The organism is Paraburkholderia sp. NMBU_R16, from assembly GCF_013282575.1.
Classification (GTDB): Bacteria; Pseudomonadota; Gammaproteobacteria; order Burkholderiales; family Burkholderiaceae; genus Trinickia.
In genome coordinates this window covers 1-15,608 of record NZ_JAAAYE010000061.1, presented here as the reverse complement: position 1 = coordinate 15,608, position 15,608 = coordinate 1, and the positions used below count along the sequence as shown (strand labels likewise).

Below are 15,608 nucleotides of genomic sequence, written 5' to 3'. Positions count from 1 at the left end.
TCGCGCCTCAACCGAAAAGCCCGTGAAGAAACCAGCTCGGCTCTTTTTCGATATCGCGACTGCTTACGCGCTCGCGATAGATCCAGTAGCAGCTTCGATCTTGCGCCTGAGCCACGAAGTAATCGCGCGTCACGAGTTCGCCGTCGAACCAGCCGGCCTCGATCCGCTCGCCGGTCGAAACGATCTTGAGCGGCGAGCCGTAGAACGGACGATGCTGACGCATCAGCAAGCGCACGGGCGTCTCGAGCAACCAGGTGGGACGCGGCAGAACCGCGGGCGCGGCCGCCGCTTGGATCTTGGCATGCACCGGCACCCAACGGTTCGCGATCTCGGGACGATAGTCGGCCGCCGGCGCCGCGCGCAGCACGTTTTCCTCTCCCAAACGCGCGACGAGCACCTCGATGAGCCGCGCATGATCCTGTGCCGAGCCACCGGGCTCGGGAAAGAGCGTTTCCGAGGCAGGCACCGCCGGCGCCACGTTCGTCGCTTCGAGCCGAAGCGCGATGACCGAGCCCGGCAGCGTCAGACGTCCCAAACGCTCTTTGAGCAGCTTGACGAGATGATCTTCTCGCCAGGTCGGCTCGCCGAGCGTGATCGCGAGTGCCGTGGGCTCCACCGCTTCGCGGCCGCGCTCGTGCTCGAGAAAAAACGTTGCTGCCGCGAGCGACAGCTGGCGGGCCACGAGCCAGCCGCACAATTGCACGATGAGCCGGCGTGCGGCGAACAGCATGCCTTCCGCATGCTCGATGCGGTCGGGCAGTTCGATGCGGGCCGCAAAAACGGGCGGCGGCTCCAGCCAGTCGAAAAGCTCCGGCGCCCCGCCGAAGGCCTGATCGAGCGATGCGAGCACTTCGGCGCCGCAGCGTCTTTGCAAACCCGCGCGCGGCAACCGGCGAATATCGGCAATCGTCTTGCAGCCGAGACCGGTCAACCAATCGGCGAACGATTGAAAATCCGGCACCGTGCCGAACGGCAGCCTGTCGAGTTCGCGCGCGAGCGAGCGCATCGCGAGAAAACGACGCTGACCGTTCTGAACGAGCAGCCAAGCTCCTTGCCCCGTAGGCGCCGCACTGACGCGCGCGCTCAGGCCCATATCGCGCAAGACGATGCGCACTTGCCGGCACAATCGCAGCATGCCGCCGAACAGACGCAGACTCGCACTGACATCGACAAGCAGGGTTGTTCCGTCCACCATGCTCACTTCCGGCGAAAACTGCATCAGCGCCATGGCGACTTCGCGCTGCGCGGCCTCTTCCTTGGTCAGGTCGCGCTCGTAAATGGTGGCACCCGGCGCCAGCGTCAGCACGCCCCCGCGGCGCATGCCCAACTGCACGCCCGCTGCGCGCGCGGCATCATCGGCCACGATGACGCTGTCTTTTTCGAGTACGACCGCGCCTTGTGCCGCTTCAGGCCACCACTTCGGCCGGAATACCTCCAGCTGGAGTCGGTACAGTTTGACGGCGAGAAATACGCGCATGACGGCTGAACAAAATAGGACTGGGATGCAGGGGAATCGACAAGGCTTCGGCGCGTGTCGGCCCTCGTCGCTTCACGATATCGACGCTGATGCCGTCGTCCGCCGGGCGCACCGCCAGCCGCAGCAACGCCGGCGAGGCCTGCTGAGCGGCTGCGAGCGGCCTCACCATGACAAAAAGCGTGTCCGACGACTGGGCGGCAAGATGCAGCCGCCGCAACGAGGCCGTTTGCACCTGCTGCGCCCAAAAGAGCACCACCCCGCACGTGCCGGCCCGGAGTATCTGCTCGGCAGACCAGAGGGCATCGGCCATTTTGGGCGCGCGCACCTGAATCAATTGTTCGAGGGGCACCTCCAGATAGGCGAAGGCCGGCCCATTGGGCAAATGCGGGGGCTGCACGAGCGCAATGGGACGCCGGCCCTGAGCAGCGAGCACCGGCCGCAACAGCCGCATTTCGCCAACCCCCGGCTGCTGAATCAGCAGATCCACGAGTGCACCGAGGGGCCAGCCGCCGCCCGGCAGCTCGGCCGACAATGCTGCATAACCCGTATCCACTGTACGCAGGCCACCCCGCGCCAGCTGCGATGCGCGCCAGAGCGAAGGGTGAACGTCTTCGGGATGGGAAAGAGCGGCAAACATCGGACAATTGCGAAATAACCTGTATGGATGTACAGTATGCTACACGTATTCGGAGTGTTCCGAATAGGTACTTTTTGGGATGACGGCAAGAAAATGAAGAACGGGCGCCGGCAACGCACCCCGTAAATATGGGAGGTGGACGATTCCTCGCGGGCCCTCCACTATTGGCCGGCTGGAATGGCGCATGCGTCGGCATCCCTCGTCACCGCGTCCCCGAGCGTCCTTGCGTCACGGGCCCGCGGCATCATTCATCACGAACTGGCTCGATACTGCAGCGTCCTATTTCAATGGAACCCGAACGATATAAAGGCTATGAAATCTGGGGCCACGTCATTGCGCAAGACGAGCGCTTTGCCGCGAGCGGCACCGTCACGCGGAACAACGAGCTGATTCAGGGCTCCGGTATCCTCGCTTTTTTCGCTACCGAAGAGGAAGCGCGCGCAGCGGGCATCGAATGGGCACGCGCGTGGGTCGATTGCCATCGATGACGCGCGTATCCCTTAATTGCGGGGGCACCATGCATTGATCAGGTTGCGCGTCAAACCTCGCCCTTCAGGGCCCCTTCGGGGCGGGGAAGGATAGAGCGGACGCCAAAGGCGTCCTTCGGCGATAGGCGCTCCGCCGCAGCGGCGACCAGAATACGCCCCCCAGTTTTGTGCGGATGCTGGAGTACTGTTTCTGCCGGATCATGCGGCTGGACGCGCCCTTGAGACTGTTCACCAGCGATGACACAGAAACCTTGGCGGGTAATTCGCCAGGAGGTGAACTTGCTCGTCTTCGCCGTCGAACTCCACCAGTTCAGACTCGAAGTCGGGGCAGATGCTGGCGAAAATAGCATTCAGATCATCCAGAGTGCAAAGACAAAAGTATATTGTCGGCATGGAACGACTCCAAGCCTTCAAGTACGAACTCATGCCCGACGGTGGCCAACAGCGCCAGATGCGCCGCTTTGCGGGGGCATGTCGCTTCGTCTATAACAAGGCTTTGGCGCTGCAAAAGGATAACTACGAGGCAGGCGGCAAGTTCATCGGCTACGTGCCGATGGCAAAGCGTCTGACCGCGTGGCGCAACGGGAGCGAAACGCCGTGGCTCAAGGATGCGCCGACGCATCCGCTGCAACATGCGCTCAAGGATCTCGATCGCGCGTACAAGAATTTTTTCGCCAAACGCGCAGCATTCCCCCGTTTCAAGAAGAAAGGCCGCAGCGATAGGTTCCGCTACCCCGACCCGAAGCAGATCAAGCTCGATCAGACCAACAGCCGGATATTCCTACCCAAGCTCGGCTGGCTGCGCTACCGCAATAGTCGCGACGTCCTTGGCGCGGTGCGCAATGCGACCGTGAGCCTCTCGGGTGGAAAGTGGTTCGTCTCGATCCAGACGGCCCGCGAGGTCGATACGCCCATACCGCGGGCGACCCATGCCGTCGGTATCGACATGGGGATCGCTCGCTTCGCCACGTTCAGCGATGGCACGCACCTCGCACCGCTGAACAGTTTCAAGACGCACGAAGCACGCCTGCGCCACGCTCAGCGGGCGATGAGTCGCAAGATCAAGTTCAGCAGCAACTGGAAGAAGGCGAAATCGCGTATCCAGCGTATTCACGCCCGCATCGCCAATGCCCGTCGCGACTACCTGCACAAGGCCACGACCACGATTAGCCAAAATCACGCGATGGTGTGTATCGAGGACTTGCAGGTGCGGAACATGAGTAAGTCCGCAGCGGGCAACATTGAGCAACCGGGCAACAACGTTCGGGCCAAGTCTGGCCTGAACAACGCCATCCTGGACCAGGGATGGTTCGAGTTTCGTCGTCAACTAGATTACAAGCTGAGGTGGACTGGCGGATACGTCATTGCCGTGCCGCCCCACAACACGAGCCGAACGTGCCCGTGCTGTGGCCACGCCTCGGTCGAAAACCGTACGACGCAGGCGCGATTCACGTGCGTCGCGTGCGGATATGAGAATCACGCCGACGTGGCCGGCGCGATCAATGTTTTAGAGCGCGGACAGCGCTTATTTGCCTGTGGAGGGAGGGTGCAGTCAGGCCACCCGGCGAAGCAGGAACCCGCCGAAGCGACTGCGCAACTTATCGCGTAGCGCCGTAGGGATCTCCTTCCTTTTAGGAAGGGGCGGATGTCAATAAAATGCCATCAATGATGAAGGGGCACCAGCATGGCGAGCATGACGATTCGTAACGTCGATAACCAGCTTAAGGCGCGGCTGCGCGTGCAGGCGGCTCAGTACGGCCACTCAATGGAAGACGAGGCCGGCGAGATTCTACAGGCAGCACTTTCGACCAGCGCTCGAATCGAGCAGCGCAGTCTCGCGGAATCTATCCGTAGTCGAATCGAGCCGCTCGGCGGCGTCGAACTCGATCTGCCAGCTCGCGAGGCAATCGCCGACCGTGCGAACCCGGGCGTCTGATTCTTCTCGAATGTCCTCTCGGACATCCTGCTGCCCGCGTCTGATTCCCGAGTAATGGCATGGCTGGCGCTCCATGTAAATTGAACTGAGTTCGCCACGCGGTACGATGATGGTCTTGCGCTCCGCGCGCGGCTGTCACTGCCATGACCGCCGCGGAGCCCATCGCCCTTTTCCGATGGAGTCCGCATGAAGCATTTGCTGTCGAAATTCCTCGTCACGGCCGCGATTGCCGCACTGACGCCCCTTACTCCGCTTTACGCCGCCACGCCGCCCGGCATCTTCGTGATTGCAACGCAAATCGGCGAGTTCACGACACTGGACCCGAGCGAAATCTACGAGCTCGTGCCGTCTGAATACGTGGCAAATGTCTATGAGCGGCTCGTGCAGATCGATCTGCACGACCCCTCCAAGTTCGCAAGCAAGCTCGCGCAGTCGTGGAGTGTCGGTGCCGACGGCACCACATATACGTTCAAGCTGCGCCCTGGCGTCAAATTCCACTCAGGCAATCCTGTCACGGCCGACGACGTCGCCTGGTCGCTCCAGCGCACCGTATTGCTCGGCAAAGGTCCGGCCGGCGTATTGGCCGATCTCGGACTTACAAAAGAAAACGTCACGCAGCAGGTTCGAAAGATCGACGAACAGACCGTGACACTGCAGACCGATCGCAAATATGCGCCGAGCTTCGTGCTGAACGTGTTGAGCGCGGGCCCCGGCTCCATTCTCGACAAAAAACTGCTGCTTTCGCACGAACAAAACGGCGACGCCGGCAGCGCATGGCTCAGGACCCACGACGCCGGCTCCGGGCCCTACCAGCTCGTCAAGTGGACGCCGAACGAAAGCCTCGTGCTGCAACGGTTCGACGATTACCGCACCCCGTATCCCATGAAGCGCATCGTGCTGCGTCACGTGCCCGAAGCCTCGGCGCAGCGGCTGCTGCTCGAGAACGGCGATGCCGACGCCGCGCGCAATTTGAGCCCCGACAGTCTCGCGACGCTGTCGAAAGCCGACAAGATCCACGTCGCATCGTGGCCCGCTTCGGCATTGCTCTATCTGAGCCTGAATACGAAAAACCCGAATCTGGCGAAGCCTGAAGTGCAGCAGGCCATGAAATGGCTCGTCGATTACGACGGCATTCAACGCAACATCGTCAGTACGACTTACAAAGTGCATCAAACCTTTCTGCCCGACGGTTTTCTCGGCGTGCTCGATGCGAATCCCTACCGCCTGGATGTCGCCAAGGCGAAGGCGTTGCTCGCAAAAGCCGGCCTGCCGAACGGCTTCGAAGTGACAATGGACATGCCGAACGACTACCCGTTCGTGGAAATCGCGCAAGCGCTGCAAGCGAGCTTCGCGCAAGGCGGCATCAAAGTGAAGCTGATCCCCGGCGACGCCAAGCAGGCGATCGGCAAGTACCGCGCGCGTCAGCACGATATCTTCATCGGCGAATGGTCGTCCGACTACATGGATCCGAACAGCAATGCGCGCGGCTTCGCCTGGAATCCGGACAACTCCGATCAATCGAAGTACAAAATGCTGGCGTGGCGCAACAGTTGGAACATTCCGCAGCTGACCGCCGAAACGGAGGCAGCGCTCGTCGAACCGGCGCCCGCACAACGCGCGAAGCGATATGCCGCTATGCAACGACAGGTGCTCGAGCATTCGCCGTTCATTATCATGTTCGAAAAAGTCGTTCAGGTGGCGACACGCCCCGGTGTGACCGGGCCGGAAGTTGGCCCGATCAACGATCTGACGTCTTACCGGACATTGAAGAAATAACTACGTTCGACGGAGCAGGCCATTCAATTGGGAGCGCGCATGAAACACTGGTTGCCCAAGTCCGCCGCGGCACTGCCCGCGGTCTTTCTGCCGGTATGCCTCGCAATCGGCCTGTCATTGACCGCACCCCTCGACGCTCGGGCTGCAACGCCGAAGGATATGTTCGTCATGGCCACGCTGCTCGACGAATTCACCACCCTCGATCCCGGCGAAATTTACGAGCTCGTGCCCGAAGAGTATGCGGCGAACACCTATGACCGCCTCGTTCGCGTCGATCTGGCCGACCCGTCGAAATTCAACGGCGACGTCGCGCAATCGTGGACAGTGAGTCCTGACGGGCTGACGTTCACGTTCAAGCTACGCCCCGGCTTGAAGTTCCATTCGGGCAATCCGCTCACGGCGGACGACGTTGCCTGGTCGATCCAGCGCGCCGTACAGCTCGACAAGGGTCCGGCAGCCGTACTCACGGGCATCGGACTCACGAAAGAGAATGTGATCGGGAAAGTGAAAGCGATCGACGATTCCACGGTCTCGATCGCGACCGACCAGAAATACGCACCGACGTTCGTGTTGAATGTGCTCGGCTCCTGGCCCGCTTCCGTCGTCGACAAGAAACTGCTGCTCTCGCATCAGCAAGGCAACGACTTCGGCAACGGCTGGCTGCGCACTCATGAAGCGGGCTCGGGCGCGTATAAGCTCGTCAAATGGACCGCAAGCGACAGCATCGTGCTGCAACGCTTCGACGGTTACCGCTTGCCGCTCGCCATGAAGCGCATCGTGCTGCGTCACGTGCCCGAGGCGGCAACTCAACGCCTCATGCTCGAAAGCGGCGATGTCGACGCCGCGCGCGATCTGAGCCCCGACGATCTCGCCGCCGTGGGAACAAGCGGCAAAGCAAAGATCACGCCCTCGCCCCAGGTCACCCTCCTCTACCTCGGCCTGAATACGAAGAATCCCACGCTCGCGAAACCGGACGTACAAGAAGCGCTGAAGTACCTCGTCGATTATTCAGGTATCCAAAGCCATGTTGTGAAGACAACTTACAAAGTTCATCAGACATTCCTACCCGAAGGATTTCTTGGGGCGCTGAATATAAACCCTTATCGGCTCGATGTCGCGAAGGCCAAGGCGCTGCTCGCCAAAGCAGGCGTACCGAACGGCTTTTCCGTGACGATGGATGTGCGCAACGATTCCCCCTACACGGAAATCGCGGAGGCCATACAGGCAAATTTCGCGCAGGCCGGCATCAAGGTCCAGCTGATCCCTGGCGACAACAAGCAAACGCTCGCCAAGTATCGTGCGCGCCAGCACGACATCTACATTGGCGATTGGTCTGCCGACTACATCGATCCGCACAGCAACGCACAAGGTTTCGCGTGGAATCCCGATAACTCCGACAAGTCGAGCTACAAGATGCTTGCCTGGCGCAATGGATGGGATATTCCGCAATTGACCGACCAGACGCAAAAGGCGCTTGCCGAGCCCTCGACCGAGAAACGGGCACAGCTTTATCAAGCGATGCAAAAAGCGCTGCTGAGCCAGTCGCCCTTCGTCATCATGTTCCAGAAAGTGGCGCAGGTCGCGACCGCTCCAGGTGTGAGCGGGCTCGAAGTCGGGCCAATCAACGACCTCGTGTCGTATCGCAATCTCAGGAAGCGCTGAGTTCTCACATCATGTCGACGCCGCTTTCGTCTCGCACCCGGCTTGAAGCGCTACGCACACTCCCCGCGCGAAGGCCGGCCGTGCGCTGGATATTGCGCATCGCGCGCTGGGCGATCACGCTCGCCATCACGTTCGCAGGCCTGATTGCGCTCACTTTCATCATCGGCCGCAAAGTGCCGATCGATCCCGTGCTCGCCGTGCTTGGCGACCGTGCATCGGCCGACGCCTACGCAGCCGAGCGTATCGCGCTGGGCCTGGACAAGCCGCTTGCCACGCAGTTGTTCATCTATGCGCGCGACGTGCTACACGGCAACCTTGGCATATCGCTGCTGACGGCCAACCCGGTACTCGACGACATCAAACGCGTATTCCCCGCAACGCTGGAGCTGGCCACGCTCGCGACGTTGATCGGCATCGCGCTCGGCGTGCCGCTCGGGGTCGTTGCCGCAGTCCGGCACAACCGGCCGGTCGATCATCTCGCGCGCTTCATCGGGCTCATCGGCAGTTCGGTGCCGATCTTCTGGCTCGGTCTCATGGGGCTGCTGCTCTTTTATGCGCGGCTGCACTGGGTGAGTGGACCTGGCCGGCTCGACCCGCTGTACGACGGCATGGTCGACCCGCGTACCGGCTCGTTGCTGCTCGATGCCGCGCTGGCGGGCGAATGGGACGTCCTGCGCAATGCGATCTCGCATATCGCCTTGCCGGCCGCCATTCTCGGCTACTACTCGGTCGCCTATCTGAGCCGCATGACCCGCTCGTTCATGCTCGATCAATTGAATCAGGAATACATCGTCACCGCGCGCGCGAAAGGCCTGCCGGAAAGCCGCGTGATCTGGCGTCACGCTTTCGGCAACATCGCCGTGCCGCTTTTGACCGTCATTGCGCTGACCTACAGCAATCTGCTCGAAGGGTCCGTGCTGACCGAGATCGTCTTCGCATGGCCCGGTATCGGCTCGTATCTGACCGGTGCGCTGCTCAATGCGGACATGAACGCCGTCCTCGGCTGCACGCTCGTCATCGGGGTCATGTTCATCTTCGTCAATCTGCTGACCGATGCGCTCTATCGCGTGTTCGATCCGCGTGCCCGTTGACGCGACACCGCTGTTTTTTGCCTTTATTTCGCCTTCTATTCGACATGGCTTCTTCTCCCGATCGACCGACTCTACCCGCCGCCCCGCGGTCGGTGCGCGAATGGTTGCTCGTCGATACGCCGCAATCGCGCGCGCAGGCCTCGCTCGGGCTCGCTTATCGGCGCTGGCGGCGCTTCGCGGCGAATCCGCTGAACATGATCGGGCTCGCGATTCTGGTCGCGCTCGGCATCGTGGCGGCGGCTAGCCCCTTCATCGTGCCGCACGATCCGTTGCGGCAAGTCCTCTCCGATCGCCTGCTGCCGCCCGGCAGCGCCTCGCATTGGCTCGGCACCGATCAACTCGGACGCGACATTCTTTCGCGGCTGATCGCCGGTTCGCGTCTGACACTCGGCATCGCCGTACTCGTCGTATCGATCGTCGTGCCCATCGGCCTCTTGATCGGCACCACTGCGGGCTTTTGCGGCGGTTTCGTCGATCGCGTCCTCATGCGAATCACCGATATGGCGCTCGCGTTTCCCAAGATCGTGCTGGCGCTCGCCTTCGCGGCCGCGCTCGGGCCTGGTGTCGTCAATGCCGTCGTCGCCATTTCGATCACGGCGTGGCCCGCTTATGCGCGCCTCGCGCGTGCCGAAACGCTGCGCATTGCCCACGCCGATTTCATCTATGCAGCGCGATTGCAAGGTGCTTCTGAGCCGCGCATCGTGCTGCGCTACGTCGTGCCGCTTTGCATGTCGTCTGTCATCGTGCGCGCGACGCTCGATATGGCCGGCGTCGTGCTCGCTGTCGCCGGGCTCGGCTTCCTGGGCCTTGGCGCGCAACCGCCGAGCCCCGAGTGGGGCTTCATGGTCGCTTCGGGACGCAACGTGCTGCTCGATGCATGGTGGGTCGCTACGCTGCCGGGCGGGGCCATTCTCCTGGTGAGCCTCGCATTCAATCTACTCGGTGACGGGCTGCGCGATGTCTTCGATCCTCGCCATGGAGACTGACATGGACGATATCGCGAACGCATCGCGGGCTCCGCTTTGCGAAATCGACGGATTGCGGATTGCGTTTCGCGGCCATGACGGCAGCCTCGTCGATGCCGTGCGCGATGTCTCGCTGACGCTTGCCGCGGGCGAGCGGCTCGGCATCGTCGGCGAATCGGGTTCGGGCAAGTCGCTGACGGGACGCGCGCTGCTCGGGTTGCTGCCCGCGAGCGCCCAGTGCACTGCACGCAGCATGCGTTTCGAGGGGCACGATCTACTGGCGATGTCCGCACGCGAGCGACGCCGGCTCGCGGGCGCTGCCATGGGCATGGTGTTGCAAGACCCGAAATATTCGCTGAATCCGACGATGACGGTAGCGAGCCAGATGGCCGAGACGTTTCGGCTGCGCGAACGCGGGCTCGGACGACGCGCTTTGCGCATGCGCATTCTCGATGCGCTGCACGCCGTCGATATTCGCGATCCCGCACGCGTCGCGGCCTCTTATCCGCATGAGCTTTCGGGCGGCATGGGGCAGCGCGTGATGATCGCCATGATGATTTCGACGGGCCCGCGGCTCTTGATTGCCGACGAACCCACGTCGGCGCTCGATGTGGCCGTCTCGATGCAGGTGCTTGCCGTGCTCGACGAAACGATCGCGCGCCATGGTACCGGGCTCCTTTTCATCAGCCACGATCTGCCGCTCGTCATGTCGTTTTGCGATCGCGTTGCCGTCATGTACGCCGGGCGCGTGGTCGAGACTTGTGCCGCGTCGCAACTCGTTCATGCCACGCATCCGTATACGCGCGGCTTGCTTGCGGCCAGCCCGACGCTCGCGCATCCCGTCGGAGAATTGCCCGTGCTGCAACGCGACCCGGCTTGGCTCACGGAGAGCGGACGATGATCGAGCTGCGCGACGTATCCATTCGTTTTCCCACACGCACGGGCCACGTCGATGCGGTGCGCGGAGCAAGCTTCTCGGTCCCGCGCGGTGAAGCATTCGGGCTCGTCGGTGAATCCGGCTCGGGAAAATCGACGCTGCTGCGTGCGCTGACCGGTCTCGTGCCGCTTGCGAGCGGGAGCATGTCGATCGATACGCGGATTGTCTCCGCCGGCAAGGTCGACCGCGCGTTTCGGCGCGACGTGCAGATGGTGTTTCAGGACCCGTACGCTTCGCTCCATCCGCGCTTTACCGTCGATGAAACGCTGCGCGAGCCGCTCGCCATCCATCGGATATCGGACGCCGATCAGCGGATCGCGCGGGCGCTGGCCGAAGTCGGCCTCGGACCCGCCTTTCGCTTTCGCTACCCGCATCAGCTTTCGGGTGGACAGCGTCAGCGCGTCGCCATCGCGCGTGCGCTGATTCTCGAGCCTCGCGTGCTCTTGCTCGATGAGCCTACGTCAGCACTCGATGTATCGGTTCAGGCGGAAATTCTCAACTTGCTGCACCGGCTGCATCGGCAACGCGAGCTGACGATGATCCTCGTCAGTCATAACCTCGCCGTCGTCGGTTTTCTTTGTCAGCGCGTGGCCGTGATGCATAACGGCGAGATTGTTGAGCAGTTGGGTGTCGAGGATGTTCGTGCCGGGCGGGTGGCGAGCGACTATACGCGTAGCCTGCTGCGCGCCACGCATGGCTATCGTCGGCGCGGGCGTAAGCCGTAGGCGGTGAAACGTGCAGTTCGGGCTGAGGGCGCGACGTAAGGCCATTCGATCGGCTGCATCGTGCTTGTTATGCCGCGGCGCATTTTTTGACGGTGTCCCAGGTGCGCGTGGTGAGTGAGCATTCGACCATGGCCGTCTTGAAGGCTTGATGGCAGTTAGTCAGCATAGCGTCCGCCAAGTATTGGAAAGCGCTATGCGGACAGGCTGGCCGAAGTGGTAACGGCAGCGCCCAAGCGCCCACCGAGAACGGTTTTTTGGACAGGTTTCTGGCGACAATTTGGTCGCAACTCGGATCTACTGGAATTGCCGCATTATTTCGCTTTCAGCCGTGCCAGTTCCTCGTTACGTCCTAACGCGGCTGCGATGGCAATCGTTTTTAGTCGCCGCACGACATCTGGCTGCCCCGGTGCCGTCGGTTTAACACCACGCGCCACTGGCTCTGCTCCTGGCAGGCTGAAATTGACGTACCAGAAACCTCTGTCCGGATCCTTTGCCAAGAACGTCTCGACCTTCTTCATGATGTATGGGGGAATCTGTGCGTCTTCCAGTACCACTTCGCCCTCCGCGCCGCTGTGCTCCTGCTCGGCACGAGCGAAGAAAAGATCGACGTTGCCCTGCATCAGCGCCGATTCCTTGGTCAGCCCCGAATTAAGCATGGCCTGACCGCCCGTCACGCAACGTGAAAGAACGCGTTGGAGAGCATCTGGCGGTGGTGGCTCTTCCATGCTGGAGCCGTCCCAGCGCGTCAGCACGCTCAGAAAACCTTCGTCGCGCTCGACAGTGAAAAGCGGATAGCGCCTGGTGCTGTATTTTGGGCAGAAAACCGTCGATGGCACGTAGCCCACGTCATAGTTAGTTTGCCCCCAGACCAGTTCGTCTTGGCTGTAGAACGGCTGCCGGATCGTGTCAAACAGAGAGCGCTTGGTCCACGTGACGGTAACATCGTGCTCCGCATCCAAGAAGCGGTGAGCGACACTGAATGTCGGACTCAGAAGCAATGCCAGGACGAGGAGCGCAAAGCACGCCAGCATCTGTCTGGCGACGGTTGGCTTTGGCTGGCCGTGGAAGATGCGGTTGGTAACGAAGTACCCGACGGGGACCGTGGCGAAAAGAAGGCAGCCGAAAATGCAGGCGAGGTTCGGTAGTTTGTTGATCGCTGCAACGATCAACCCGCCGAAGCTAACAATGCTTGGCAAGCGGAGCAGGGAACGCTTCGATGCTGCACGCCACGTAAGAGGTTTGGAATCTGATTGCATGGAATGTAAAGTCATTGAGGTAAACAGCGCGGCGGAAATGTTTATCGAATGGACGACGACGCGGCAGCAGCCTGGAAACGGAACATCACGAATCGACTGACATCGATCGTTGTGAAGCAACGAGTCGCGGCAGCGGATCGCACTTACAAACGCACAGATCGCCGCTTAATGCCGCGTGCCGCCCGTCGGGTGCCGTCATCACTTGGCGTGGACCGTCACATTTTATTTTTCCGATTGTTTTGCAGCCAGGGCATTGCACGTCGTCGCCCTCATGGGCGACGTCGCGGCTTTCGAATCGGATTGTGCTCGGTTTGGCGATTACCGTTCCGTCCGCGGTAGTCTTGTCGCCGTTAAGGATCAGGTAGCGTTTCATAAAAAATATAAAGTGTTTTGGATATAATCCCAGATAGTCCGCAAATGGGATGCATCGAAGATCAAGATTACGTCACTTCCAGTCAAATAACGATCCACCGTATCCATGAGAATCATGCACAATTAATCAGAAAGCCTCGATTCGCATCACTCGGTCAACCACCTGCATCGCTTTGGGGTTGTCGTACGCCCGCCGGCACATCGCATACTTACGGTGCGCGGAGCAAATCCGCAGACCGTACCCAACGCACAATCTCGTTGCCATTGGCCTGGCGATACCGAATCTGCGTCCACTCACCGACTTCCTTAAGTACCACCGCCGTATCGCCGCGAATCAAATACCCTCTTTTCTTTCCACTCTCGTCCGGCGTGCCGTACAAATAGGCTTTCTCTGCGGCGATCTGACGGGCGTTCTCTGGCTGCGGGCTGTCTTCGTTGTTCGATTGGCGCGACATCGGTCCGTACTGATGGATCAACGCAGCCAGATTCGACTGTTGCTGTGTGGTTGGCGGCGTCCCAAAATAGTTCTTATCCGACGCGGCGATCGGTCCTTTCGCGGTGTCGATAGTGATCTGCCCTTTGTTGTAACGCACATAAGTGGGCTCAAAACAGTAATCATTGTCGGTGTTTTCAGGCAGTTTATCCAATAAAACAAAAGCACAACTTGAGACCTGTTGCAACGATGGTGGAGTACAATATGGGCGAGGTGCGAACTTGTCCGGTACCGGCCCGACTGGGTGCTGCCGCAAAAATTGCTTCAGTATTGGGCGACCATAAATTAGTTTACTTGCGTGACTACCCGCGGCATCCGAAATAAAATTGGTGTTTTGCTCTTCGGTCCCTGCATCCTCACAGGTTGTCAAAAAGAGGTTCTCGCCGGCCGTCCATCTAATCGTTACGGCCGCGCCATCACACAAAGCCTCCGCTGCCGAAGGCTTGTCATTGACGAAGACCACACATTCGCTGTTCGCACAATCTGGCTCCGTGGGTTCTGCGGCACTAACCATTTCACATGCAAGCAGGCAGAAACTCAGCATCAACCCATAAAGTTTATACGCCACAGATCCACCCGTTAAGCTTATCATTGAGTAAATAAAGTTTTAACTCGGTCTCGCGATCGCCATACAATTTTACGTCGATATATAACTTTCCCAACAACAACCGTCTTAACACCAGTTTCTCATGTGTCTCTCGTGCAGCCCAATTTTCTATGGCCTCTTGGCCAAAGTCACCCGAGACCGCTGCGCAAGGGCAGCGGCCTAAACAACAAGCAGCATGTTAGGAAGCGGTTTGCATCCGTTCGAGCTACATGGTGCGCGGCAAAGCTAGCGGGTTATGTCCTGTCGCTTCAACCAAGCTTCCAGCGGCGGCTTCCCGGCCCGGGAGTAGCGAACCCGTACCCAATCTGGCCTCTCTTCGCCGATTACCGCGACATGATCGCCACGGATTAGATACCCGTGCCGGTTGCTCCCCACCGAGGGCCGCTCATAAAGCCATGATCGGTCGACCTTCACTGTCCAGCTCGGCAATAAATCATTATTGGCGGCCATCGCACCGCCCGCGTCGTGGCCGCTTGTGGAATGGGCGGAATCACCAATCGCAGCCTGTATTTGCTCGTAATATCTCGCATTTTCTGCATTCGGCGGATCGCATGCGCGGAGATTTTCAAGGCCTAGCGCAACGCGCAAGAACGGCTTGATATCGGTGGACTTTGCCTGAATGAACTGAGTCCATACGGCCTGGGCCGTCGGCTTTTCCAGGGTCTTCATCGATTGAGACTCTTTCTTGCCCGAATCAAGCTGACTTTGCCAGTCGGCGTCCTTGTCGCTCCATGCCCCGCCGCAAACAGCGCCAGTATAGTCACGTGCGACACACCCGGTTTGGGTGTCAAGGATCGGGCAAAATTCGCGACTCCCCACGGTGGGCTTACCATCCTCTGTTTCCGTCACGCCGTTACGAGTGAGGTCAAGGACGACATAGCGTCCGTCGCGCGAACGCGCGTTAGCTCCAACGGTCAAAAAAATGACGCCGCCATCGGCGGTGAGCGTTTCGTCCGGGACGGTGGCCCGCAAAAAGAAACGACTTACCGTATTGATGTTCATCCTAATGCCGCCTTCAGATACCGACTCCTCTAAAAAACGTCGTCTCATGTGGCTAAACGCATTCCATTACACACAAGTCTGCTGCTCGAGCTCACGCGCGTATCTGATACCAGCAGCAAAATCCACCACGCGCTGCATGCCTAGCCAGATGGTCTTGACGCCAGGCTCGCCGTCGCCTTTGCGG

At 60.4% G+C, this 15,608-nt stretch carries 16 protein-coding genes and 1 pseudogene; 9 read left to right on the top strand and 8 right to left on the bottom strand.

Features of this window, described 5'->3' with window-relative positions; genetic code table 11:
- Nucleotides 1-7: 7 nt before the first annotated feature.
- A complete protein-coding gene (locus GWC77_RS23250) occupies nt 8-1,477 on the bottom strand; it encodes a DNA polymerase Y family protein (protein WP_173260731.1) in 1,470 nt (489 codons plus the stop codon).
- A complete protein-coding gene (gene imuA / locus GWC77_RS23245) occupies nt 1,407-2,114 on the bottom strand; it encodes a translesion DNA synthesis-associated protein ImuA (RefSeq protein WP_173260729.1) in 708 nt (235 codons plus the stop codon). The genes GWC77_RS23250 and imuA overlap by 71 nt, the downstream gene beginning before the upstream one ends.
- A 287-nt stretch (nt 2,115-2,401) precedes the next feature.
- Between imuA and GWC77_RS23240 the strand changes: the two genes are divergently transcribed.
- Nucleotides 2,402-2,602, top strand: a complete 201-nt coding sequence (locus GWC77_RS23240) for a hypothetical protein (RefSeq protein ID WP_173260727.1) — start codon at nt 2,402-2,404, stop codon at nt 2,600-2,602.
- Nucleotides 2,603-2,789: 187 nt separating this feature from the next.
- Here the strand turns inward: GWC77_RS23240 and GWC77_RS29715 are convergent.
- A pseudogene (locus tag GWC77_RS29715) lies at nt 2,790-2,911 on the bottom strand (transposase); the annotation flags it as partial.
- A gap of 82 nt (nt 2,912-2,993) precedes the next feature.
- Between GWC77_RS29715 and GWC77_RS23230 the strand changes: the two are divergent.
- From GWC77_RS23230 to GWC77_RS23195, 8 genes are all read left to right on the top strand, one after another.
- Nucleotides 2,994-4,211 (top strand): RNA-guided endonuclease TnpB family protein, encoded by a 1,218-nt coding sequence (locus tag GWC77_RS23230; protein WP_173260748.1) that lies wholly within the window; start codon nt 2,994-2,996, stop codon nt 4,209-4,211.
- 75 nt (nt 4,212-4,286) lie between these two features.
- Nucleotides 4,287-4,538: a plasmid stabilization protein gene (locus tag GWC77_RS23225; protein ID WP_173260725.1), complete on the top strand. Its 252-nt coding sequence runs from the start codon at nt 4,287-4,289 to the stop codon at nt 4,536-4,538.
- A 186-nt stretch (nt 4,539-4,724) separates the two neighbouring features.
- A complete protein-coding gene (locus tag GWC77_RS23220; RefSeq protein WP_173260723.1) occupies nt 4,725-6,314 on the top strand; it encodes an ABC transporter substrate-binding protein in 1,590 nt (529 codons plus the stop codon).
- Between the two features lie 39 nt (nt 6,315-6,353).
- A complete protein-coding gene (locus tag GWC77_RS23215; protein ID WP_173260721.1) occupies nt 6,354-7,976 on the top strand; it encodes an ABC transporter substrate-binding protein in 1,623 nt (540 codons plus the stop codon).
- An 11-nt stretch (nt 7,977-7,987) separates the two neighbouring features.
- A complete protein-coding gene (locus tag GWC77_RS23210) occupies nt 7,988-9,067 on the top strand; it encodes an ABC transporter permease (protein ID WP_173260719.1) in 1,080 nt (359 codons plus the stop codon).
- A 44-nt stretch (nt 9,068-9,111) separates the two neighbouring features.
- Complete coding sequence (locus tag GWC77_RS23205) at nt 9,112-10,053, top strand: ABC transporter permease (protein ID WP_173260717.1); 942 nt, start codon at nt 9,112-9,114, stop codon at nt 10,051-10,053.
- Between the two features lies 1 nt (nt 10,054).
- A complete protein-coding gene (locus GWC77_RS23200; RefSeq protein WP_173260716.1) occupies nt 10,055-10,933 on the top strand; it encodes an ABC transporter ATP-binding protein in 879 nt (292 codons plus the stop codon).
- On the top strand, nt 10,930-11,694 hold the full coding sequence (locus tag GWC77_RS23195; protein ID WP_173260714.1) for an ABC transporter ATP-binding protein: 765 nt from the start codon (nt 10,930-10,932) through the stop codon (nt 11,692-11,694). Before GWC77_RS23200 ends, GWC77_RS23195 begins: the two co-directional genes overlap by 4 nt.
- 311 nt (nt 11,695-12,005) lie before the next feature.
- Here GWC77_RS23195 and GWC77_RS23190 read toward each other — a convergent pair whose 3' ends face one another.
- The 5 genes from GWC77_RS23190 to GWC77_RS23170 form a co-directional block, all read right to left on the bottom strand.
- Entirely contained in the window at nt 12,006-12,950 is a 945-nt protein-coding gene (locus GWC77_RS23190; protein WP_173260711.1) for a hypothetical protein, read from the bottom strand.
- Between the two features lie 85 nt (nt 12,951-13,035).
- Nucleotides 13,036-13,323: a PAAR domain-containing protein gene (locus tag GWC77_RS23185; RefSeq protein ID WP_173260706.1), complete on the bottom strand. Its 288-nt coding sequence runs from the start codon at nt 13,321-13,323 to the stop codon at nt 13,036-13,038.
- Nucleotides 13,324-13,531: 208 nt separating this feature from the next.
- Nucleotides 13,532-14,383: a hypothetical protein gene (locus tag GWC77_RS23180; RefSeq protein WP_173260705.1), complete on the bottom strand. Its 852-nt coding sequence runs from the start codon at nt 14,381-14,383 to the stop codon at nt 13,532-13,534.
- Nucleotides 14,384-14,647: 264 nt separating this feature from the next.
- On the bottom strand, nt 14,648-15,424 hold the full coding sequence (locus GWC77_RS23175; RefSeq protein WP_173260704.1) for an SH3 domain-containing protein: 777 nt from the start codon (nt 15,422-15,424) through the stop codon (nt 14,648-14,650).
- Between the two features lie 66 nt (nt 15,425-15,490).
- Nucleotides 15,491-15,608: IS4 family transposase (locus GWC77_RS23170; protein ID WP_173259959.1), on the bottom strand; the 118-nt coding region annotated here is incomplete at its 5' end.